Raw genomic sequence first — 20,665 nt, 5'->3', positions numbered from 1 at the left:
GCAGTCTCCGCTGTCATCTCGGGTGCGGACCGTCGGCGGTGGCCACTCGCTGCCTGAGGCGCCTCAGCTCTGCCGGCCGTGGGCGCCCAGGCGGGCGGCGAGGAGGCCGAACACCACGGAGAGCACGACGGTGCCCAGGGTGGTGAACCCGTAGGCCGTCTGCATCGGCATGAGCTGCGCGAGACCGGCGAACACCGTCGACAGGATCGCGATCCCCAGGCCGATCCCCGTCTGCTGCCCGGTGGCGATGAGCCCGCCGGTGAGGCCGGCGACCTCGTCGGGCACGGCGGCCATGACGACGGACACGAGCGGGCCGAGCATGAGCCCCTGACCGCCGCCGATGAGCACCGCGCAGAGCTGGAACCACAGGGCGAACGGGGTGAGCTCGAGCAGGGAGAGGACGCCGAGGCTCGCGAGCCCGGCCGCCTGCAGGACCGAGGCGATGACGAGGACCCGCGGGCCGCCTCGGGCGGGGCCTCCGAGCCGGGAGACGAGGCGCGGGGCGACAGCGGAGCTCGCGACGAAGGCGAGTGCGAGGCCGAGGCTGACGAGCCCGGTGCGGAACGGGGAGTAGCCGAACCCGATCTGCGTGAGGATCGCGAAGTTGTACATGAACCCGCCGATCATGAGGAACAGCAGGCAGGCGAGCGTGACGCCCAGGCGCACACCGGGTTCGCGCATGACCGGGGCGGGGAGGATCGCGGGGCGGCCCGTGCGCTCGCGGCTGCGCGAATGGGGGACGAGCAGGAGCAGGCCCAGGACGGCGGCGGCGAGGAGGATCGCGGTGCTGATGAGCGGGCCGGTCGTGGTGAGCGGGGCGGAGACGTCGATCGCGGCGCCGTTGGTGAGGCCGGCGATGAGGAGGAAGAGCGCGGTGCCGAGGATGATCGAGCCGCGGATGTCGAGGCCCATCGGGTTCGCCGAGCGGGTCTCGGTGAGGCAGCGGGCACCGACCCAGGCGAACACGGCGAGCACGCCGACGCTCGCGAACGCCGCCCGCCAGCCGAAGGTCTCCCCGAAGGTGCTGTTGACGAACCCGCCGAGCACCTGGCCGCCGACGGTCCCGCTGCCGGCGAAGACGCTGTAGAGGCCGACCGCGCGCAGGCGGCTCTCCCCGGTGAGGATCGCCTGGATGCTCGAGAGCACCTGCGGGGTGGTGGCCGCCGCCGCGCAGCCCTGGAGGAGCCGGGCGATGAGGAGGAGCTCGAAGTTCGGCGCGGCGGCGGTGAGGAGCGCGGTGACCGCGAGACCCGCGGTGCCGAACTGGAACATGCGGCGGCGCCCGCAGCGGTCGCCCAGCCGGCCGCTCATGATGAGCCCGGCGGCGAAGGTCGCCGAATACGCGCCGATGACCAGGGAGGTGCGGGTCTCCGGGATCTGCAGTGCCGTCTGGATCCCGGGTGCGGAGATCGAGGCGACCGCGATGGTGTACGTCGCGAGGAAGGTCACGACGTAGAGCGGCCAGACCGTCGACCGAGGTGCGGGCGGGGTGGGATTCACTCCGGTCGGTGGGGTGCGATGACGTCTTCGAAGAGGCGCTCTGCGATCGGGGCGAAGTCGACGTCCCCCTCGGTGTACCAGGAGTCCATGTCCGAGGTGTCGCCGCCGTTCTCCTTCGCACCCGTGACGCCGAGGCAGTTTCTGTCGACGGCGAGTGCGGCCGCGCCGGGGGCCAGGACGAGTGCTCGGGATCTCATAGTGCGCCTCATGCTCGACATCTCCTTCGATGTACGTGAGCCGTGCTCGTGCGCGGCTGCCCGGTCGTGACTCTGACCGAATGATCGTTAGGTCGAACCTAACGTGGGTTGGCGCCGGGGTCAATGATCGGCGGCTCGACTACTGTGGCCGCATGACGATCCTCGTGACCGGATTCGAGCCCTTCGGCGGTGATCCGGAGAACGCCAGTGAGCAGGTGGTGGTGAGGCTGCGGGACCGGTCCTGGGACGCCGAGGTCGAGCTCGCAACGGCGATCCTGCCCGTGACCTGGGACGGGGCTGCTCCGGCACTGCTCGAGGCGATCGCGGCGCACCGGCCCGATGCCGTCGTCGCACTCGGTGAGGCCGGTGGGCGGGCGGAGGTGACGCCGGAGCGGCGCGCGCGGAACCTCGGGCACGACCGGATCCCCGACAACGCCGGCGTCGAACGCCCCGCTGCACCCCTCGACGAGGGGCCCGAGTGGCTCGACTCGCGGATCGACCCCGCCGCTCTGGTCGAGGCGATCCGGGGTGCGGGCGTCCCCGCCGGGACGTCCGGGGATGCCGGTGCCTTCCTCTGCAACGCCGTGTTCCGCACGCTGCTGCGCGACACCGAGCTGCCCGCGGCGTTCATCCACCTCCCGGCCGTCCGCACCCGAGGTGCCGCCACGGTGGGCAGCGAGACCGACCCGGGTGCGGCGGCGGCCATGCCGGAACTCACCTTCGACCAGCTCGCCGAGGCCGTCGCCGCGTGCATCAGGGTGGTCGTCAGCGCGTAGGGTCGAGCACGATCTTGCAGACCCCTTCGGCCCGGCTGTCCATGAGCGCGTAGGCCGCGGGCCCTGCGGACAGCGGCAGGCGGTGGGTGATGACCGCGGCGGGGTCGAGCCGGCCGGTGCGGGTGAGCTCGAGCAGCGTCGGCAGCTCGAACTGGACGGAGCACAGCCCGATGGCGAACTCGAGCTCCTTCACCTGTGCCCGCTCCATGTGGAAGGGGTACGCCTTGTTCTGATTCACCCCGACGACGCTTACCCGTCCCGCGCGGCGCACGATCCGCTGCGCCATCTCGATGGTGGCATCGGCGCCGACGGCCTCGATCGCCACGTGGGTGCCGAGCCCGCCGGTCCACTCCCGGACCTGGGCCACCGGATCCTCGGCGTCGACGACGCGGGCGCCCTGCGCGGCCGCCATCTCCCGGCGAGCCGGCACGGGATCGATGCCGATCACCTCGGCCGTGCCGAGGAGCCGGGCGTGCTGCACGGCGATCTGCCCGATCGGACCGAGTCCGATGACCGCGACAGTGTCGCCGGGGGAGATCCGGGCCCGCCGGGCCCCGTACCAGGCTGTCGCGGCGGCGTCGGTCATGACCACCGCCGCATCGTCGGAGATCCCGTCCGGGATGATCACGGTGTTGCGGTCGGCATCGGGGACGGCAACGAGTTCGGCCTGCGAGCCCTGGAGGGTCGCGCTGAGCCCGTAGCACTTCTCCAGCGCGCCGCTGCGCGAGCGACACAGGCTGGTGCGCCCGGCATCGCATTCCGGGCAGCGGGTGCATCCGACGGAGGCCGGTACGAGCACCCGGTCGCCCACGCGACGGCGGTCGACGCCGGTGCCGACCTCGGCGATGACGCCGACGGCCTCGTGCCCGACGCAGAAGCCGAGGTCCTCGCTGAACCCCTGCCCGTGGTAGATGTGCAGATCGCTCCCGCAGATGCTCGCGCGCGTCACGCGGACGATCGCCGAGCGGTCGTCGGAGAGGCGGGGGTCCGGCACCTCGCTGTACCGGATGTCGCGCGGACCGTGGAAGGTGAGGGCTTTCATGGGGGTTCCCTGTCTGCGGTGGATTCGGTGGGGCTGAGGTTTGAAGAAGCGTCGAACAGTTGTTTGGGACATTAACAGCGGGGTCTGCCGGCGACAAGAGCGTGCGTAACGGGCGCGGGTGCGAGCCGAGGAGCGCCCGCGATGGTTGTGCGAGAATTCAGTTGAACCGAACAATTGATCGGTTCTTCAATGCCCCGCGGCCCATTGCGCGCAGCTTTGCGCGATGAGCCCGACCATCTCCGACGAACAGGACAGGTGACATGACCGCCAATCCCCTCGATCGCTTCCGGCTCGACGGCAAGATCGTCGTCATCACGGGAGCCAGCTCCGGCCTCGGAGTCGGGTTCGCACGCGCCGCCGCTGCGGTCGGCGCCTCGCTCGTCCTCGCCGCACGGCGCGAGGACCGGCTCGACGCACTCGCTGAAGAGCTGCGGGATGCGGGGGCGCCAGTGGTGACGAAGCGCACCGATGTCTCCGTCCAGGCCGACTGCGAGGCGCTCGCCACGGCGGCAGTCGAGAAATTCGGGCGGATCGACGTGCTCATCAACAACGCCGGGATGGGGCCGGCCGGGGTGGCGCTGCGCGAGGACCCGAAGGTGTTCCGGCAGGTCGTCGACGTCAATCTCAACGGGACGTATTGGATGGCCAGGGCCTGCGCGCCGCACATGCCCGAGGGGTCGTCGATCGTCAATCTGTCGAGCGTCCACGGCCATGCCGCCTCGCGCTATCCGCAGGCGCACTACGCGGCGAGCAAAGCCGGTGTCCTCGGACTCACCCGCGACCTCGCACAGCAGTGGTCGGGGCGGAAGGGGATCCGGGTCAACGCGCTGTGCCCCGGGTACTTCGCGAGCGAGATGACGATGTCCGACGGCGGTGACCTGCTCCAGGAGATGGTCGCCGGCAATGCGATCCTCACACGGTTCGGCGAGCAGCATGAGCTCGATACCGCGATGCTGTTCCTCGCCAGCCCGGCCTCGTCGTACATGACGGGCCAGTCGCTCATCGTCGACGGGGGCCTGAGCGCGACGGTATGAGGCGTTGGAGCGGGGTGGTGGTCGCGGGAGTCACGCCCGCCGCTGTCTTGTGAACGATGGTCGCAATCATTGAAATTGGATCACTTGCCTGAGATCATTTGGCCATGAGTGCGAACCGAGAGCGATTCTTGTTCAATTTAAATATCGATTTTTCGGTTCATGGTACCGAATGGCTCACTTTGTTTTCTGAAGCTGTGTCTGAGCAGTCGTCGGCATGGTCAGTGGTTGGCTGGAGCTACTCATCGAATGACCCGCAACTGAAGGTTGATATAGGCGTGGATTCAGGATGTGCCGTTATCGAAGTCCTTGTGGCACACAGCGAGCGTCCCGTGCGTGTAGTTGCGGATGAAGGGCCTAACCTGGATGAATCCAGCGTCGAAATGATATCTAATGCGATTCGCATCGCCGAATCGCGGGTGGGCAAGTCGAATAAAGAATTTGAATGGAGTGCGGTCCTGCTCCAGCGTCCGGGACCGAGAGGCGTTGCTGAGCGATTAGACAGACCTTTTTCAATTGGACGAAATAGGCTTGCACCTCTTGATTTCGTTTTCCGGGATCCCTACCCAGTGAATCGTCATGACAGCTTGCATAGCTACGGAGTTCATCAATCAATCCCAGTACGAGTGGTAGGTCGTTCTCCGGGATACTCGTGGCGAGAGGATGCGTCGAAGAACGCAGCAAGGACTTTACGTGATATCTGTGCCATCCTGGCCGTGAGTTGGGAGTTTCATACGTATGAGGTAGTTGAGGCAGCGGCTCCGATTGATTGTGGAATTCGTCAAGCACGGGAATGTAGGCCTTGGCTGAGAGGTGCCCAATTTTTTAGGAATGGCGAAGTAGATTGGGCGAGTCATTCGATCAACGATTGGTACGATGTTGCGATTGAGAAAGTAAATCACGAGCAGAAGTTGAGATATGCGGTTGACGCATTCCTTGAAGCTCGATATGTGGAGGATCTGCATCCGTCTCTTGCGGTAGTGGCGTATACAGCTTCTATTGAGGTTGTGGCGGGCATGCTTTTTAAGGCTCAACGTTGCGCCGCTTGCGGTTCACACATGGAAATAGCTCGACGATTTCGCGCCGCATTGCGTGAGGTCCTTTCGGAAGGCGCAGCGGCTAGTTTGGAAAGAATGTACAATTCCCGGTCTAGGACCGTTCATGACGGTCGACTGCACGGGCGAGAGACCACTCCTGGTTACTGGGGGTTTAGTGTGTTCCCAGATGATGTGAGTGGCACCTTCAGCTGGGAGGTGATGCATTTGGCGACAGCGGCTCGTCTACTTCTTCTCAGAGCTCTGACTGGTGGGCTACCACCGCAAAGAGTGCTCTCGACTTCACTCCGGCAACCTTAACTAACCTTACCGAGAACCTTGCCTGCAACAGCGACTTCCTTCTCAGGGCAGTTTCGTTAGTTGAGCCCGTTCAAGCGCTGAGCGAAGCGACATCGTTGGCTGGAGCTTGGATTGACGGGAGAACGCGCGACGATCAGACGCTTTTCTCCGGCCGACTCAGATGGAAGACGGTGCATTGGACTGCGTAGAAAAGGACGAGTAGGGGTCTGCATGGCTCCTATTACTGCAGAGCAGAATTGCTCTGGTTGTGACGAAGATGTACTTGTATTTTTCGGCGGTGCCCGCGCCGGAGACCGACATGTGAGACCGTGATATTCTTTTCGGAATTGAACGAACGATCACTTGGAGTCAATGATGACGATCCGTGGTGCGGCGCTCATCGCCGGTGCCTTCGAGCACCCGCTGCGCAAGATCCCCGACAAGTCCGTGGCGCAGGTCCACGCCGAGGTGGCCGTCGGTGCGCTCGCTGATGCCGGGCTGACCCTCAGCGATGTCGACGGGTACTTCTGCGCCGGGGATGCCCCCGGTTTCGGTGCGCTGTCGATGGCCGACTACATGGGTCTGCACGTGAGCTATCTCGATTCGACCGAGACCGGCGGCTCGTCCTACCTGGCTCACGTCGGCCACGCGGCGGCGGCGATCGCGGCCGGTAAGTGCGAGGTGGCGCTCGTGACGATGGCCGGCCTGCCGGTCTCCGCCCCAGGTCCCGGCGCGGTCACCCCGAGCGCCCCGGAGTTCGCGTTCGAGAACGTGTTCGGCACGACCACCCCGTCGATGTACGCGCTCGCCGCCCGCCGCCACATGCACGAGTTCGGAACGACGAGCGAGCAGCTCGCCGAGGTCAAGGTCGCCGCCTCCCTCCACGCGCAGCACAATCAGAACGCGCTCCTGCAGAAGGTCGTCACCGTCGAGGACGTCATCAACTCCCCGCTCATCGCCGACCCGCTCCACCGCCTCGACTGCTGCGTCGTCACCGACGGCGGCGGCGCCGTCGTCGTGGTGAGCCCGGCGGTCGCCAAGCGCCTCGACCGGCACGCCGTCGCGGTGCTCGGCCACGGTGAGGCGCCGAAGACCGCGAACCGCGGGCGGATCGACCTCACCCACACCGGTGCGGTGTGGTCCGGCCCGCTCGCCTTTGCGGAGGCCGGCGTGACGCACGCGGACATCGACTACGCCTCGATCTACGATTCCTTCACCATCACCGTGGTGGAGACGATCGAGGACCTCGGCTTCTGCCCCAAGGGGCAGGGCGGCGCGTTCGTCGCCTCGGGCGCGCTGCGCGCTCCGGACGGTGGGCTGCCGTTCAACACCGACGGCGGTGGTCTGTGCAACAACCACCCTGCCAACCGCGGCGGGATGACGAAGATCCTCGAAGCGGTGCGCCAGCTGCGCGGCGAGGCGCACCCGGCCGTACAGGTGCCCGACTGCGAGATCGCGCTCGCGCACGGCACCGGCGGATCGTTGGGAACCCGGATGGGCAGTGCGACGCTCATCCTCGGACGGGAGACATGATGAGCGAGACAGTGGACACCCACGGCGCTGAGGCGCACATCGGCAGCGATCTGCTGGCCCCCACCCCGCCGATCTCCGCAGAGACGCGTGCGTTCTGGGAGGCGACGACCCGGGGCGAGCTCCAGGTGACCCGCTGCCGGACGTGTGAGGAGTACACCTGGTACCCGCGCGGCTTCTGCCCGCACTGCGGCGGGCTCGAGGTCGAATGGGTCCGGGTCTCCGGCAAGGGCGAGGTCTACAGCTGGAGCGTCGTGCGCCGTGGCGGCCTGGGCGACTACCGGGGCGCAGAGCCCTACGTGCTCGCCTACGTCGAGCTCGCCGAGAGCGTGCGGATGATGACGAACATCGTCGACGTCGACGAGAGCGCGCTCGCGATCGGCCTGCCGGTCGAGGTGGTGTTCCACTCGACCGAGGGCGAGGCGGCGTTGCCCCGCTTCGCGCCCGTGCAGGGGTGAGGGTTCTCTCCTCAGAACCCCTGCCGACCGACCTCGTGCGAGGCCTCAGCCGGTCTGCCCGGGCGAACCCTTCTGCAGTTCGGCTCCCATCGCCCCGATGACGGCCTGGAGCCCCTTGAGCGGGCGGACCATGACGGTGAAGTCGGTGATCTTCCCCTCGACGTCCCATTCGATGATGTCGACGCCGCTGACGTCGAGGCCGTCGACGGTGGCGCTGAACTGGAGCACCGCGGAGTTCGCGTCGTACCACTCGTGGTCGTAGGTGAGCGTGGGCCGGAGCACCTGGGTCGCCGCCCACAGGTAGGCGAAGGTCTTCTCCGCACCCTCCTGCGGGGTGTGGACGGCAGGGGAGCGGAAAGTCACCTCGGGGGAGAGGAGCGCGCGGAGCTTCTCCGGCTCGGGCGAGCGGACGAGATCGTGCCAGGCCTGGATGGGGGCGGGTGCTGCAGCGGTCATGTGCGGGTTCTCCTCGTGGTCGTCGACTCTGACGGTCTGTACGAGTGTATTGCGTGCGCGTGATACTTGCTGAGACGCCGAAAGAGTGATCCGAGCTGCAGGGACGATGCTCCGCTTCTCACCAGTAGGCGGTGATGGATCGCCCACCTGCACAGACCGTGCCCGTAGACTCGGGTCGCATGAACGCAGAGCACCGGTACACCGATGACGGCCGATACATCGTCGTCAACGGCCGCCGGTGGCGGGCCACGGATCCGGAGATTCCACCGGACATCAAGAGCGAACTCGTCGGCGAACTGATGCGGGCCCGGCGGCAGATCAAGACAGCCGGTGATTCCGCGCGTCCCCGGGTGCACGAAGCGAAGATCGCCCTGGGTGAGCGCGGCGAACCGTGGTGGGAGCCGACCGATGAGGGTCGGCGGCGTCGGGCAGAAGCTACCATAAACGCTCTTCTGCGGGTTCGCGACGGAGGTCCCGTATGCGCGTCCGAGGTGGCGCAGACCGTCGGCGGTGCGGGATGGAAGAGCTGCGAATCTCTCGTCGAGGCCGTGATCCGCGATCGGCAGCACACTCAGGCATGGGTTCCGTGCCCGAGCAGTGACGAGATGCGTGTGCGAAGTCCATCGGGTGACGGTGATGGGTGACCGACTGCCCTCACCCCGCTCGACGCGAGCACTCGGTCACTGCGGCAGGTTCGCATTCTCCGCGTAGTTCAATCGAACGCGACTGCGATGACGATGGATGTCTGATGGGCGCTTGAGAAATGTGATTCCGCTCGGTATCGGGCTCAACTGGGAGAGAAATCGAGTTGATCTGACCGAACAGCACGACCCGTGTCTGAGGTCCATTGCATACTGTGACGAGTGGTACGCAATACGTACTGTCATCGTTCTCTGAGGTAGGTATACGTGTCGGCAGAACCCATCGACAAGACTGTTGAGCTCGCGGCGGAGCAGAAATATTTCGATCGTGCGATGCGCAGGCACGTCGACGCGCAGCACCAGATCAAGAAGTCTCAGGCCGGTGCCGGAGGCAGTGCTGCGGACATCAGGGCCCTGAGCAGGGCTCTCAAATCTGGGGACACACTCGGACCGAATGACCCGGTGGCGATCGGACGAGTCGATACGCAGGATGAGCGGAAGATATATGTCGGGAAATCGGCAATCCTCGACGAGAACCGCGACCTGCTCGTAGCGAGCTGGAAATCCAAGGCGGGGAACTGGTTCTACTCCGCAACACCGGAGAACCCGGGCGGGGTGAACCGAAAGCGCACATTCCGGACGGACCGAAACACAGTCAAGGACTTCTCCGATCTGGTCTTCGCGCAGCTGGAGAACGAGATCGCTGCCCTTGAGCGCGGAGAAGTTCGGCTCGATGATGAGCTTCTCGAAAGCCTGGAAGCCGGCCGCACCGATTCAATGGGCGACATCGTTCGCACCATTCAGGCTGCTCAGTACGACGTCATCGCTCATACACCGAAATCACTGCTCATCATTCAGGGCGGTCCGGGCACCGGTAAGACTGCAGTGGCGCTGCACCGAGTGTCCTGGCTTCTCTTCAATCAGCAAGGCCTCCGACCGGAGGACGTGCTGGTTGTGGGGCCCAGCACCACACTCGTCAAGTACATCCAGGACGTTGTGCCGTCCTTGGGTGACGATGGGGTCCGGCATGCAGCGCTCGAAGATCTTGTGCGCGACTTGGTCGTCCCAAGGCACACGGAGCAGCCGGCGAGGGCTGCGCTCAAGGGTGATGCTCGAATGCAGCACGTGCTTGCGGAGGGGCTTCGCTTGCGAGTGCGAACTGGCGGCGAATCTCTCAAGGTCAAGCGTTCGAACACCGCGGGTTCGATTCAGATCTCCAGCATGACTGTGCGCAATCTGATCAGGCCGCTGTCCTATCTGCCATACGGGGAAGGCCGACACCGGTTCATCGAAGCTCTGCGCGGGGAATGCCTGCGGTCGCTCGGAACTCGAGCTGACGTGAGCTTCGAGCGAGAGTTCGACACCAGCTCCTTCAACCAGCAGGTCGATCGAGTATGGCCCAGCCTGTCACCGCTCCAGTTCCTCCGGGAGCTGTTCGGATCTCGCAATCGCACCAGTGCAGCTGGGGGCCATGAGCTGACATCTGAAGAACTGAACCTGCTGTATCGACGCCCTCAGCGGTACATCTCCGATGAGCCGTGGTCGATCGAGGACGCATTCCTCCTGCATGAGGTCGAAGCCCTGATGGACCCGGGCAATCAGCTGAGATTCGATCACATCGTCGTGGACGAGGCGCAGGATCTCAGCGGCATGCAGCTGCAGGCGCTCGCCCGTCGATCGCGGACCGGAGCGATGACGCTTGTCGGTGATATCGCGCAGTCCACCGGACCATTCGCCAGGAACTCCTGGAATGAGATCATCGACGCTTTGGAGAAGAAGGGTGTGCCAGCGAGTCGGCGGACGCTCAAACACGTCTACCGCGTGCCGAACGAGATCTTCCGGATCGCCGTTGCATTGCAGAGCGAGATCGCTCCAGACCTGGATGCGGCAGAATCAGTTCGATCGTCCGGTTCCGAGCCACGAGTATTGAGTGCCTGGAGCGGCGATGTATCCCGAGTCGTGCTCGAATGCGCGCGTGAGCACTCAGCGGACGGGCTCATGGTCGGGGTCATCGCGGCTGCTCCCATGCTCGCGGAGATCGCCGCTCGAATGGACAGCGAAGGTGTGCGGTACTCGATGGCCGACACCGGAACGCTGGGCAAGAACATCAATCTCATCCGGCCCGAGACCGCAAAGGGACTCGAGTTCGACGCCGTGGTGATCGCGGATCCGAAGGGCATCTACCACCTGGATTCCGGAGCCCGGCTCCTGTACATCGCACTGACGCGATCGACAGCCCGGCTGGACATGATCCTTGCAGGTGAGAACGTTCCGGCGCTGTTGCGACCGGTGCTCCCGTCGTTAGAGGTGGTTTCCGCCCCGCCGCCGTTCGATGTTGATGACAGGTTCGACCAGGAAAATTCCAACTCGGATGAGGTCGATGAACTGCTGCCACTGGCCCATGGCGTCGTCGTCGGTGCGAAGGGATCACCGCCCTTGGATTCCGCCCCGCTGCGTCATTTGTCGGATACGTCGGCATACGAATCTCCGGCATCTCCCAAACAGACCGCTGCAGTGTCTATCGCTGATCGCTTGATCGATGTCATGGCCGACACTGTGGTCGCCGAGTTGCGTGCAGTCATTGCACCCGGTGAGGTGATCAGGGTTGCTCGCCGAATCGTCGAGCTGCTCGACGATGAGGAGCCTCACCCCGCCCGCAGCACGAAGAACACGTACGAGTAGTACTCGCCGAACCGGTCGTACATCGCGGCCTCGTCGAGACCGGAGTCGAGGAACGCGTCGATCTCCGGATCGCGGCCGTGCGCTTCGCTGAATGCCTCGGACCGCTCCCGGATGGGCGTGTAGTAGCCATCCGTCCACGCCTCGGGCGGCAGGACGAAGTGTTCGATGCACGTGTACCCAGCCCGGGCGGCTTCCGCGAGCTTCTCCTCCACCGTCCCGATGCCCGGATAGCCCTCGGCCCAGTACTCCTCGATCTCCGGCGGCCGGTCATCCGTGAGCCAGCACAGCTCCGACACCACGAGCGCACCCCCGGGAGCGAGGAACCGCTTCCAGTAGCGCAGGCCCGCCTCGAACCCCACGGTGTACGCGCTGCCCTCCGACCACAGCAGATCATAGTGCTCCGGCGGCAGGTCGAGGTCGATCATCGACGCCTCGAGCGTGGCGATCCGGTCCGCGACCCCGGCCGCCCGGGCGCGCGCCTCGAGCTCCTCGAGGAACTCCGGCAGGATGTCCACGGCCGTGATCGTCGCCCCGGTCTCCTGCGCCAGGACGAGTGACTGCGCACCCGTCCCGCACCCCAGATCGAGCACCCGCCGGACCATGTCGACCCCCGGTACCAGGGAGAGCGCTCGCCGCGTGCTGTCGTCGCTGCCCGGCGCCTGCCGGGCGGCGTTGCGGTGGAACTCGATCATGTAGTCGGGGATGCTCATGCGGCCCATCGTTCCACGCATCGCTGACACGGGGATGCGTGTATGCCCGGGATTCGACACAATCCCAGGCCACCGTGCACAGCACCAGCTCCGTGATGCAGCTCCGGCCCCGTCCGCAGCAGAGGTGCAGCAGAGGACGGGGCCGGAGCCGGCGGATCGGCAGACGCGCCGCTGCCGGGACCCGGCGGGCACCTCGGCCGAGGCGCCCGCCAGGCGTCATGATCAGTTGCCGATGGGCGGGGGAGCGACGTCGCGAAGCGCCTCCCCGGTGTGGATGACCGGTGCCTCGGCGTCCGTGTCACCCTTCTCAGCGGCCGCCCTCTGCGCCTCGAGCTTCTTCTGCGAGGGCACGGTGAGGATGATCGACGCGAGGGCAATCACCACCATGAACACGTTGAACAGCAGGCCGATCGCTCCGCCGAACCGGAGCGCGATGGTGTCCTGCCGGCCGATGAACAGGCCCCACGACTGAACGAACTCCGGACTCACCGCCTGGCCGGCGACGCAGAGCGCGGCGGATACTGCGACACCGATCGCGCTGCCGAGCGAGGAGGCCATCGTGTAGATGCCGGCCGCCAAGCCGACCTGTGCCTCGGGCACGTTCGACAGCGCGGCATCCGTCGACGGGGTGGCGTAGAAGCCCAGGCCGATGCCGAACAGGGTGAACCCGATGACCGCGAGCACGATGTACTGCTCGATGAGGAGGAACGTCGCCGAGCACAGGAGCACGCCGACGCCGGTGATCATCGCGTCCCGCACCAGCCCCCGCCCCCGGTCTCACCCCTCCGCGTCGAGGAACTCCGCACTCGCCACACTCGGGCCGGGCGGTCCGAAGGTCTCGATGAGGACGTCGGCGTCCCGGTACGAGGCGTGTCGCACCCAGCCCGGCTGTGCGGCGAGTGCGGTGTGGATCGCCTCGGCGTCCCGGTAGGCGCCGGGGATCGGATGACGCCAGTGCACGGCGACCAGCACCCCGCCCTCCTCGAGCGATTCCGCAGCGCGCGCGAGCGCATTCTCGAACTCCGCGTCGGCGAGGTAGTAGGCGAGCTCGCTGAGCACGATGAGGTCGAACCGGCCCTCCGGCCAGTCGTCGATCCCCGCGACCCGGAGGTCGACGTGGTCGGCGGGCACCCGACGGCGCGCCGACTCGATGGCCTGCGGGATGATGTCGGTGCCGATGAGCTGCTCGCACCTCTGCGCCAGCTGCGCGCTGAGGACGCCGATCGAGCATCCGGGCTCATAGGTGCGGCGGAACGTGCGCCGGGGCAGGATCGCGAGGGTGAGGGCGTACTTGCGCTCCTCGTACCACCGGTCGGCGAGGTTCCACGGGTCCTCGCCGTGCGCATAGAGGGCCGCGAATCCGCCGCCCGGATGCGGGAATACGATCTGGCGGCGGCGCAGCATCCGCTCCCGCACCTGCGGCGGCAGCACGACCGCGGTCTCCGGATCGTCGCCGGTCCGATCGACCGGCACCCCGTGCTCGAGGCTGATCTGCGATCGGAACGCTGCCACCGCCCGCTCGCGCGCGGTGAACAGCTCGTCGTCGACATCGATGGCGCGGGCGGCGTCCCACTCCACCTCGAGGTGCGCGCCCGGCAGTGAGTGCTGCCACAGCCACACCGGGAACTCCACGACACGGACGCTCGGGAACCGGGCGGCGGCACGGCGGGCGGCCCGGCCGCTCGCATCGTGATCGGGGTGCCCGTCCACACACAGCGGGGCCGCGAGCCATGTGCCCGCCGGCTGCTGTTCGAGGACCGCGGCGATACCGTCGACCGCCTGGTCCTCGCCGCCGGCGACATGACCATCGGGCAGGCCGAGGCGGATGCGGCGGATCCCGGCGCCGCTTCCACCTGCGGGTGCCAGCCTGTCGAACTCGGCAAGTGCCGCCTCGGATTCCCGGGTGCGGATCCGCGCGAGCTCCTCCGGGTCGATGGCTGCCGCCGGGTGGGAACCCTCTCCATCCGTCACGGCGACCACGGTCACCGGAACGCCCGCACGCACCGCCGCGCCGAGCAGCGCGCCGGCGCCGACGACCTCGTCGTCCGGGTGCGGGGCCACGACGACGAGCGCGGGCATGTCCACCGGCGCCCACCGGCCGTGCCGATCCCGCTCTCCCGCCCAGTGGGGAACTCCGGCCTCGAACGCGGCGAGGTCACCCGCCGAGGTGGTGGGCGCGTCCCGGCCGGAGAACGCGGTGGGGTGATCCGCCTCAGTCATCAGTGCCGCGCAGCGGGGTCGAATCGAAGCCGATGAGCGCGTCCCAGTGAGCTGCTGCGACGACGTCCACGTCGGCAGTCCCAGGCCCGTTCCCAGGCCCGGTTCCGGTGCTCGTACCGGCGGCGCCTGCCCGCTCGGCGTGGGCGCGCACCTCGGCGGCGATCGTCGCCTCGTCCGCCTCGGCATGGGTCTGCCGGATGTAGACGCCGAGGTCTGCCACCCGCTGGGCGTGCTCCCCGTCCGAACACAGTGGTCCGGCCCCGAGCGCCCGGCCGACCCGGTCGATGACGCCGGCTGCCATCCGGTCGATCCGCGTGCGCACGGTGAGCGCGCGGGCCATGAGCAGGCCGCGTTCGTCGTCCGGGTCCGCGTCGACGAACGCGGCCGTGTGCTCGAGGAGGCTCCAGCCGGCGGCGAGCTCGGCGGCGACCGCACCGGCATGGGCCCGGACGAGCGGAGATGCGTTCGCCCGCGCCGCCCGCTCGAACAGCGGGGCGGCCACGGCGCGTGCGCCGCCGAACCAGCAGGCGGCGACCCCCACCCCGCCGTGCCAGAACCCCGGCCGCTCGAGGTAGTCGGCGTGGCCGCCGAGGCGCCGGGCGGGCACGTCGTCGAACTCGACCCAGCCGGAATCGCTCGCGGCCATCCCGACCGCAGGCCAGGTGTCCGGCACCGCCCGGACCCCCGTCTGCCGGAGATCGACTGCGAAGAGGGCGACCTCCGCGGGCGAATCCGGGGTGCGTTCCCGGGTGGTGGCGGTGACGAGCGCATGGGTGCACAGCGAGGCGCCCGAGCACCACGGTTTGGTGCCGTGGAGGACCCAGCCACCGGGCTGTCCTGAGCTCTCCGACGCGGTGAGGAGCGGCCGGGGCGGTTCGGCCGCCCACACGCCCCAGTGCGAGTCCGCGGTGACGAGCTCGGGAGCACCCAGATCCGTGGTGATCGCGATCGCGTCGGCATGGGCCTCGATGAGACGGCCGGTCACGATGTCCTCTGCGGTGAGCCGCGCGAGGTGCTCCCAGCGGCGAATCGTCCCGCCGCGCCCGGGCAGCGGCAGGGTGAGGGTGCGGAGCCGGGTCGCGAGTTCCCCGCGGGCAGTCGAATCAGTCGGGTGAGCGGTCATGGAACCATCGCCTTGAGGTCGTCGGAGAAGCCGCCGGGGGAGCGGCCGTGGGTGCGGCGCGAGGTCGCCACCGGGATGTCGAGCGCCCAGGCCACGGACAGGCCGGAGGCCGCAGCGCGCTGGACGAGGTCGACGTCCTCGTGGAGTGCGAGGGCGCTGAAGCCACCGAGCGCGCGGTACGCCTGCGCGGTGAAGCCGAGGTTGGCGCCGTGGATGTGATGGTGCCGGCCGGCCTCGATCTTGAGGGAGTAGGCGCTCGTCCACCGCTCGTGGAGGGGGTCGATCGCCGGGCCGGGTTCGAGGACCACGGTGCCGGCGACGAGGTCGGCGCCGGAAGCGCGATAGGCGAGGTGGCGGGAGAACCACGTGGACGGGACGGTGCTGTCCGCGTCGGTGGTCGCGAGCCACAGCGCGCTGCCCGCGGAGTCCGTGGGATCGCCGACAGCGCTCGCGCGACCGAGGAGGTGCTCGAACCCGGCTCGGCGGGCCGCACCGACGTTCCGTGCGTCGATCTCGACGACCTCGGCCCCGGATCGGTGGGCGATCACGGCAGTGGAGTCGGTGCAGGCGTCTGCGACGACGATGACGCGCGGCGCGATCCGTGCGGTCGCGGCGGCGGTGCGGAGGGAAGCGAGGGTGCGACCGATGAGCTCCGCCTCGTCGTGCGCCGGCACGACCACGCAGCACTCGACGCTTGCAGCTGACACCGGTGCCTCCCCTGACGAGTGCGCCGTCAGGCGCACGCTCGTGGCACAAGGAGCCTTGTGCCCGGGAGCCATCTTAGCCGCCGTGCCCGAGAAGAAGGCTCAGATCCGACCTCTCGGTCAGCTCCAGTGCGCGGCCGACCGGCTGCGCACACTGTCGCGGAACTGCGCAGTCGACTTCTCAAGCAGCTCCCCGGTGCCCCAGTCGAGGATCACGGCGTATTGCCGGACGACATCGTGCACAGTGAGGTCGCCCGACCTGAACCGCGCTGCGACCTCAGCGGGGTCCGCATCGAGCCGGTCACCCCGCTCGCTCCGGATCCGCGCACGCAGATCGGTGGTCGCGTGGTGGTCGATCTCGAACTCGTCGAGCTCGGCATCGATCTCCCGGATCACCACCCCGTAGTCGATTGCGGCGCGATCGATCGAGACGTACTCGTCGATGACGTCCTCGAGCACCTCCTCTGCAGGGCGTTCGAGAGGATCGCCGAATCCTCCGCCGCCCGCGGAGGGCCGCTCGAAGACGTCCCCTGGGGCGAGCGCCACACTGGAGAATGTCGCTCCGAGGTATTTCGCGTCAGCGGTGCCGGGGTTGAGCCAGACTCCGTGGGGGACGGAGGGCAATCCGCCTTCGATGCCCCAGGTCACCGACCGTCCACGGTCGCAGCAGTAGCTCATGACCGTGCCGCTCGCATCCGTGAGAATGCCGCCCTTCTCGATCCCGCAGCCGCCCCGGAACCGTCCCGGCCCTCCGGAGTCGGTGCTGATGGCGTGCTTGGTGGTGATAACCGGACTCAAGCGCTCCTGGCCCTCGAGCGGTTGGACTGCCAGTCCGGTGCCGAACACGGGTGCGGTCGCGGAGGACCCGTCCTTGGTGGAGCGTCCGCCCCACCCGCCGGCCATCCAGTCGTACCACATGAAATACGGGTTGCCGGCGACCCGGCTGTCGTGGCCCCCGACGAGCAGGTACTCCAGATTGAACGCGCAGGCCATGGCGCGTTCCGGCATAATTCGACTCCACAGCTCGAACACCGCATTCATGACCTTCTCGTACGGTCCCGAGCAGAACCCGGTCACCGCGTGCGGCCATCCGGCGTTGACGACGGTCCCCTCCTCCCCGATGTCGGCGGTCACCGCCTGATAGAACCCGGAGTTGAGCGGCACCTCGGGGAAGAAGGTCTTCGTGCCGGCGTAGACCGCCGAGAAGGTCGTCCCGTAGCCAGAATTGAGGAAGGTCGAGACCGCTGGAGCAGAACCGGTGAGATCGTAGTGGATGCCGTTGCCGTCCAAGGTGAGTTTGACCCGGATCGGCACCAGCCCTTCGCCCTTCGCCGGGTCGGCGTCGATGTAGTCGACGGTCTCCCACTCGCCCCGGGGCAGATTCTTGAGGCTGGCGAGGACCGTGCGGCAGACGTAGTCCTGGGTCTCCTGCATCGCGTCGAGGACCGTCTGCTTCGAGTACTTGTCGACCAGACGGAGGACCTCGCGCTCACAGACCGCTGTCGCCTCCGACTGGGCGTGGAGGTCGCCCATCGCTTGGTCAGGCGCCCGGGTGTTGGAGACCAGGAGCTGTGCGACGTCGTGGAGGAACTCCCCGCTGCGCCAGATCCGGACCGGCGTGATGCGCAGCCCTTCACCGAAGTGCTCGCTCGCCGAGACGTCGAACGAACCGGGAACACTGCCTCCGATATCGGCCCAGTGACCCTTGTTCTGGGCGAATCCGATGATCTCGTCCTCGGCGAAGATCGGACGGATGAAGCTCACGTCGTTGAAGTGCGTTCCGCCGCGGTAGGGGTCGTTGATCGCGAACACGTCCCCGGGATTGATGTCGTCGCCGAACTCCTCCATCACGGCTTTGCACTGGAAGTGGAGGGTGCCGACGTGGACGGCGATGTCGGCGCTGCCCTGCATCACCGTGTTCCCCTCGCGATCGCACAGGGCCGAGGAGAAGTCGCGGGAGTAGATGACGAACGAATAGCACGTGCGAAGGATCTGCTCGCTCATGAGATCGACGCTCGTCGCGAAAGCATTCTTGAGGACTTCGAAGGTCACCGGATCCAATGCCCGGTGCGATGCGGTCGAGGAGTCGGCCCGCTGTGCCGTGTCCATGGTGGTCATCGCGCACTCTCGCTTTCATCGTGATCGGTTTCCGGCTCGGACGCGGTGTCCCGGTCGGTGAGGACGATGCGGATATTCATCCATTCGTCGATCTCTGCACGGGCATTCGGCGGCACCACTGTCGTCGAGTCGAGTTGGCTGATGATCGCGGGCCCGGTGAACTCCGTCCCGGCGGCCAGTCCCGCGCGCTCGTGGACCGGGGTTGGGATCCATCGGCCCTCGAAGTACACGTCTCGGACCTCGACCGGCTCGCCCGGGCTCTGCGGTGCGGTGTTCTCGGGCCGGAAGCTGGGCTTGGGGGTCTTCCCCAGGGCCTTGAGGTGGATCTGGTAGATCTCGACCGGGGTGTCGTCCTGACGGAACGCGTACTGCTTCTCGTGCTCCTCGTGGAAAGTCTGCACAGCCGCCTGCAGCGCATCGGGATCGGAACCGATCGGGACCTGGAGGGAGCGCCACTGGCCCTGGTACCGCATGGAGATCCCGCGTTCCAGCACGGCCTGGTCGTCGCTCACCCCTTCATGGCGCAGGCGTTCCGCGCCCTCGGACTCGAGGGCCCGGAACTGCTCGGCGAGGTCTTCGGCGTCGACCTCGGATGCACTGGCGGTGAACATCTGCGACAGGTCGTGCTGGATGTCCACGAGGAGGCAGCCCAGTGCCGAGGTGACACCCGGGCTGGGTGGCACGATGACGACCGGGATGCTGAGCTCGCGCGCGACCTCGGCGCCGTGGAGCGCGCCGGCGCCGCCGAACGCGATGAGCGCGAAGTCCCGCGGGTCGAGCCCGCGGCGGATCGAGACCAGCCGGACCGCATCGGCCATGTTGGCGTTCGCGACCTTGAGGATCGAGTCCGCCGCCTCGTCGACCTCGAGTCCGAGCGGCTCGGCGATCGTGCTGCGGATAGCCTGCTCTGCACGCCGACGGTCGAGGGTCATCTCGCCGTCGGCCAGATCGGTGCCGAGACGGTTGAGCCAGAGGTTCGCATCGGTGTTCGTCGGTTCCTCGCCGCCTCGGTCGTAGCAGGCAGGACCGGGTGCGGCACCTGCGGACTGGGGGCCGTTGCGGAGCGAGCCGGCGATGTCGATGTGCGCGAGGGAGCCGCCGCCGGCACCGATGGTGAGCACCTCGATGCTGGGGAAGACGATGGGGTGGCCGTACTCGACCTCCCATTCGTTGGTCACGCGCAGTTCGCCCTCACTGATGAGGGAGATGTCTGTCGAGGTGCCGCCCATATCGAGGCCCACCGCGTTGACATACCCGCACTGCTCCGCGATGTGCTTCGCGGCGATCGCCCCGGCGGCGATGCCCGATGCCGCCAGCCTGACGGGGAACTTCTTGACCATGGTCGAGGTCATGGAACCGCCGCCGGAGTGCAGGAGCAGCAGTTCTCCGGCGTAGCCGCCAGCGGTGAGCTTCTCGTCGAGCTGCTCGACGTATCCGGACACCAGCGGGCCGAGGACGGCGTTGGCGACGGTGGTGTTGAAGCGGTTGTGCTCGAATATCTCCGGCAGGATCTCCGCCGAGGTCGAGACGTTCGCATCGGGGAGGTGCTCGGTGAGGATCGCGCGCATCCGCTCCTCGTTCTCGGCGTTGGCGTAGGAGTTGAGGAAACACACTGCAACGGTGTCGACTCCCCGCTTCTTGAGCAGTGCCGCCAGTTGCCGCGCCTCGTCCTCGTCGAGGGGTTCGACGACGTTGCCGGTGTAGTCGATCCGCTCGGACACCTCGAACCGGTCGCGGCGCCGGATGTACGGTCCGCTGACATCTCGGTATGCATCCCACAGGTCGTCCTTCGTGCCGTCGCGGATCTCCAGGACGTCGCGGAAGCCCTTCGTGGTCACCATGGCGGCCTTGGGGAATTTCCTAGTGATGAGCGCGTTCGTCGCGACGGTGGTCCCGTGCGAGAAGAGCTCGACCTCGGAGAGGTCGATCCGGGCGCGTGCGACGCCGTTGAGGACTGCCTCCATCGGGTTGTCCGGGGTCGAGGGGACTTTTGTCACTCTCATGATCTGGGATTCTTCATCGAAGATGCAGACGTCCGTGAACGTTCCGCCGACATCGACTGCGACTCTGAGGTCTGCCACATCCACTCCTTCATTCGTGATGTGGTTCATATCCTGGGTGTGCGGAGTTGCCTCGTCAATGG

Annotated in this window: 17 protein-coding genes; 6 read left to right on the top strand and 11 right to left on the bottom strand. The window is 67.2% G+C overall.

What is annotated here, in order from left to right:
• Nucleotides 1-63: 63 nt before the first annotated feature.
• Entirely contained in the window at nucleotides 64-1,500 is a 1,437-nt protein-coding gene (locus FDF13_RS03160; RefSeq protein ID WP_175406835.1) for an MFS transporter, read from the bottom strand.
• Nucleotides 1,497-1,697: a hypothetical protein gene (locus FDF13_RS14635; RefSeq protein ID WP_175406834.1), complete on the bottom strand. Its 201-nt coding sequence runs from the start codon at nucleotides 1,695-1,697 to the stop codon at nucleotides 1,497-1,499. The genes FDF13_RS03160 and FDF13_RS14635 overlap by 4 nt, the downstream gene beginning before the upstream one ends.
• A 152-nt stretch (nucleotides 1,698-1,849) precedes the next feature.
• On the opposite strand from FDF13_RS14635, the gene FDF13_RS03155 reads away from it, so the two are divergent.
• On the top strand, nucleotides 1,850-2,473 hold the full coding sequence (locus tag FDF13_RS03155; protein ID WP_137318415.1) for a pyroglutamyl-peptidase I: 624 nt from the start codon (nucleotides 1,850-1,852) through the stop codon (nucleotides 2,471-2,473).
• Here FDF13_RS03155 and FDF13_RS03150 read toward each other — a convergent pair.
• Entirely contained in the window at nucleotides 2,463-3,515 is a 1,053-nt protein-coding gene (locus FDF13_RS03150) for an alcohol dehydrogenase catalytic domain-containing protein (RefSeq protein WP_137318414.1), read from the bottom strand. The two genes, FDF13_RS03155 and FDF13_RS03150, sit on opposite strands and share 11 nt — an antisense overlap.
• A 260-nt stretch (nucleotides 3,516-3,775) precedes the next feature.
• Here FDF13_RS03150 and FDF13_RS03145 point away from each other — a divergent pair, with 260 nt between their 5' ends.
• The 3 genes from FDF13_RS03145 to FDF13_RS03135 all read left to right on the top strand — a co-directional run bounded on the left by FDF13_RS03145 (nucleotide 3,776) and on the right by FDF13_RS03135 (nucleotide 7,868).
• Entirely contained in the window at nucleotides 3,776-4,549 is a 774-nt protein-coding gene (locus tag FDF13_RS03145; RefSeq protein WP_137318413.1) for an SDR family NAD(P)-dependent oxidoreductase, read from the top strand.
• Nucleotides 4,550-6,252: 1,703 nt separating this feature from the next.
• Nucleotides 6,253-7,413: a thiolase domain-containing protein gene (locus tag FDF13_RS03140; protein ID WP_254668883.1), complete on the top strand. Its 1,161-nt coding sequence runs from the start codon at nucleotides 6,253-6,255 to the stop codon at nucleotides 7,411-7,413.
• Nucleotides 7,413-7,868 carry a Zn-ribbon domain-containing OB-fold protein gene (locus tag FDF13_RS03135; RefSeq protein WP_254668882.1) on the top strand — a complete coding sequence of 152 codons (456 nt, stop codon included), beginning with the start codon at nucleotides 7,413-7,415 and terminating at the stop codon, nucleotides 7,866-7,868. The genes FDF13_RS03140 and FDF13_RS03135 overlap by 1 nt, the downstream gene beginning before the upstream one ends.
• Nucleotides 7,869-7,913: 45 nt before the next feature.
• On the opposite strand, the gene FDF13_RS03130 is transcribed toward FDF13_RS03135, so the two are convergent.
• On the bottom strand, nucleotides 7,914-8,324 hold the full coding sequence (locus FDF13_RS03130) for a nuclear transport factor 2 family protein (RefSeq protein ID WP_137318411.1): 411 nt from the start codon (nucleotides 8,322-8,324) through the stop codon (nucleotides 7,914-7,916).
• Between the two features lie 179 nt (nucleotides 8,325-8,503).
• On the opposite strand from FDF13_RS03130, the gene FDF13_RS03125 reads away from it, so the two are divergent.
• Entirely contained in the window at nucleotides 8,504-8,968 is a 465-nt protein-coding gene (locus FDF13_RS03125; RefSeq protein WP_137318410.1) for a DUF3253 domain-containing protein, read from the top strand.
• A 264-nt stretch (nucleotides 8,969-9,232) separates the two neighbouring features.
• The gene (locus tag FDF13_RS03120) at nucleotides 9,233-11,647 is read left to right on the top strand and encodes an AAA family ATPase (RefSeq protein WP_137318409.1); all 2,415 of its coding nucleotides are present in this window, start codon (nucleotides 9,233-9,235) and stop codon (nucleotides 11,645-11,647) included.
• Here the strand turns inward: FDF13_RS03120 and FDF13_RS03115 are convergent.
• From FDF13_RS03115 to FDF13_RS03085, 7 genes are all read right to left on the bottom strand, one after another.
• Complete coding sequence (locus FDF13_RS03115) at nucleotides 11,611-12,357, bottom strand: cyclopropane-fatty-acyl-phospholipid synthase family protein (protein WP_175406833.1); 747 nt, start codon at nucleotides 12,355-12,357, stop codon at nucleotides 11,611-11,613. The genes FDF13_RS03120 and FDF13_RS03115 overlap by 37 nt on opposite strands.
• 222 nt (nucleotides 12,358-12,579) lie before the next feature.
• A complete protein-coding gene (locus FDF13_RS03110; RefSeq protein WP_254668881.1) occupies nucleotides 12,580-13,104 on the bottom strand; it encodes a hypothetical protein in 525 nt (174 codons plus the stop codon).
• Nucleotides 13,105-13,134: 30 nt separating this feature from the next.
• Nucleotides 13,135-14,577 (bottom strand): bifunctional PIG-L family deacetylase/class I SAM-dependent methyltransferase, encoded by a 1,443-nt coding sequence (locus FDF13_RS03105; RefSeq protein WP_175406832.1) that lies wholly within the window; start codon nucleotides 14,575-14,577, stop codon nucleotides 13,135-13,137.
• Nucleotides 14,570-15,700 (bottom strand): acyl-CoA dehydrogenase family protein, encoded by a 1,131-nt coding sequence (locus FDF13_RS03100; protein ID WP_137318406.1) that lies wholly within the window; start codon nucleotides 15,698-15,700, stop codon nucleotides 14,570-14,572. Before FDF13_RS03100 ends, FDF13_RS03105 begins: the two co-directional genes overlap by 8 nt.
• Complete coding sequence (locus FDF13_RS03095) at nucleotides 15,697-16,407, bottom strand: glycosyltransferase family 2 protein (protein WP_217494892.1); 711 nt, start codon at nucleotides 16,405-16,407, stop codon at nucleotides 15,697-15,699. The genes FDF13_RS03100 and FDF13_RS03095 overlap by 4 nt, the downstream gene beginning before the upstream one ends.
• 117 nt (nucleotides 16,408-16,524) lie before the next feature.
• Nucleotides 16,525-18,522 carry a hydantoinase B/oxoprolinase family protein gene (locus FDF13_RS03090; RefSeq protein WP_254668880.1) on the bottom strand — a complete coding sequence of 666 codons (1,998 nt, stop codon included), beginning with the start codon at nucleotides 18,520-18,522 and terminating at the stop codon, nucleotides 16,525-16,527.
• The gene (locus tag FDF13_RS03085) at nucleotides 18,519-20,603 is read right to left on the bottom strand and encodes a hydantoinase/oxoprolinase family protein (protein ID WP_217494891.1); all 2,085 of its coding nucleotides are present in this window, start codon (nucleotides 20,601-20,603) and stop codon (nucleotides 18,519-18,521) included. The genes FDF13_RS03090 and FDF13_RS03085 overlap by 4 nt, the downstream gene beginning before the upstream one ends.
• Between the last annotated feature and the right edge of the window lie 62 nt (nucleotides 20,604-20,665).

Origin of the sequence: Brevibacterium sp. CS2 (genome assembly GCF_005280295.1) — a bacterium.
GTDB lineage: Bacteria > Actinomycetota > Actinomycetes > Actinomycetales > Brevibacteriaceae > Brevibacterium > Brevibacterium pityocampae.
This window is presented reverse-complemented; position numbering and strand designations above follow the sequence as displayed.

What these genes read in the sequence shown, in the direction of transcription:
- FDF13_RS03140 (WP_254668883.1), top strand. Translation starts at nt 6,253, where the DNA reads ATGATGACGATCCGTGGTGCGGCGCTCATCGCCGGTGCCTTCGAGCAC.
- FDF13_RS14635 (WP_175406834.1), bottom strand. Translation starts at nt 1,697, where the DNA reads ATGAGATCCCGAGCACTCGTCCTGGCCCCCGGCGCGGCCGCACTCGCC.
- FDF13_RS03130 (WP_137318411.1), bottom strand. Translation starts at nt 8,324, where the DNA reads ATGACCGCTGCAGCACCCGCCCCCATCCAGGCCTGGCACGATCTCGTC.
- FDF13_RS03145 (WP_137318413.1), top strand. Translation starts at nt 3,776, where the DNA reads ATGACCGCCAATCCCCTCGATCGCTTCCGGCTCGACGGCAAGATCGTC.
- FDF13_RS03100 (WP_137318406.1), bottom strand. Translation starts at nt 15,700, where the DNA reads ATGACCGCTCACCCGACTGATTCGACTGCCCGCGGGGAACTCGCGACC.
- FDF13_RS03090 (WP_254668880.1), bottom strand. Translation starts at nt 18,522, where the DNA reads ATGACCACCATGGACACGGCACAGCGGGCCGACTCCTCGACCGCATCG.
- FDF13_RS03105 (WP_175406832.1), bottom strand. Translation starts at nt 14,577, where the DNA reads ATGACTGAGGCGGATCACCCCACCGCGTTCTCCGGCCGGGACGCGCCC.
- FDF13_RS03115 (WP_175406833.1), bottom strand. Translation starts at nt 12,357, where the DNA reads ATGAGCATCCCCGACTACATGATCGAGTTCCACCGCAACGCCGCCCGG.
- FDF13_RS03110 (WP_254668881.1), bottom strand. Translation starts at nt 13,104, where the DNA reads ATGATCACCGGCGTCGGCGTGCTCCTGTGCTCGGCGACGTTCCTCCTC.
- FDF13_RS03150 (WP_137318414.1), bottom strand. Translation starts at nt 3,515, where the DNA reads ATGAAAGCCCTCACCTTCCACGGTCCGCGCGACATCCGGTACAGCGAG.
- FDF13_RS03125 (WP_137318410.1), top strand. Translation starts at nt 8,504, where the DNA reads ATGAACGCAGAGCACCGGTACACCGATGACGGCCGATACATCGTCGTC.
- FDF13_RS03135 (WP_254668882.1), top strand. Translation starts at nt 7,413, where the DNA reads ATGAGCGAGACAGTGGACACCCACGGCGCTGAGGCGCACATCGGCAGC.
- FDF13_RS03155 (WP_137318415.1), top strand. Translation starts at nt 1,850, where the DNA reads ATGACGATCCTCGTGACCGGATTCGAGCCCTTCGGCGGTGATCCGGAG.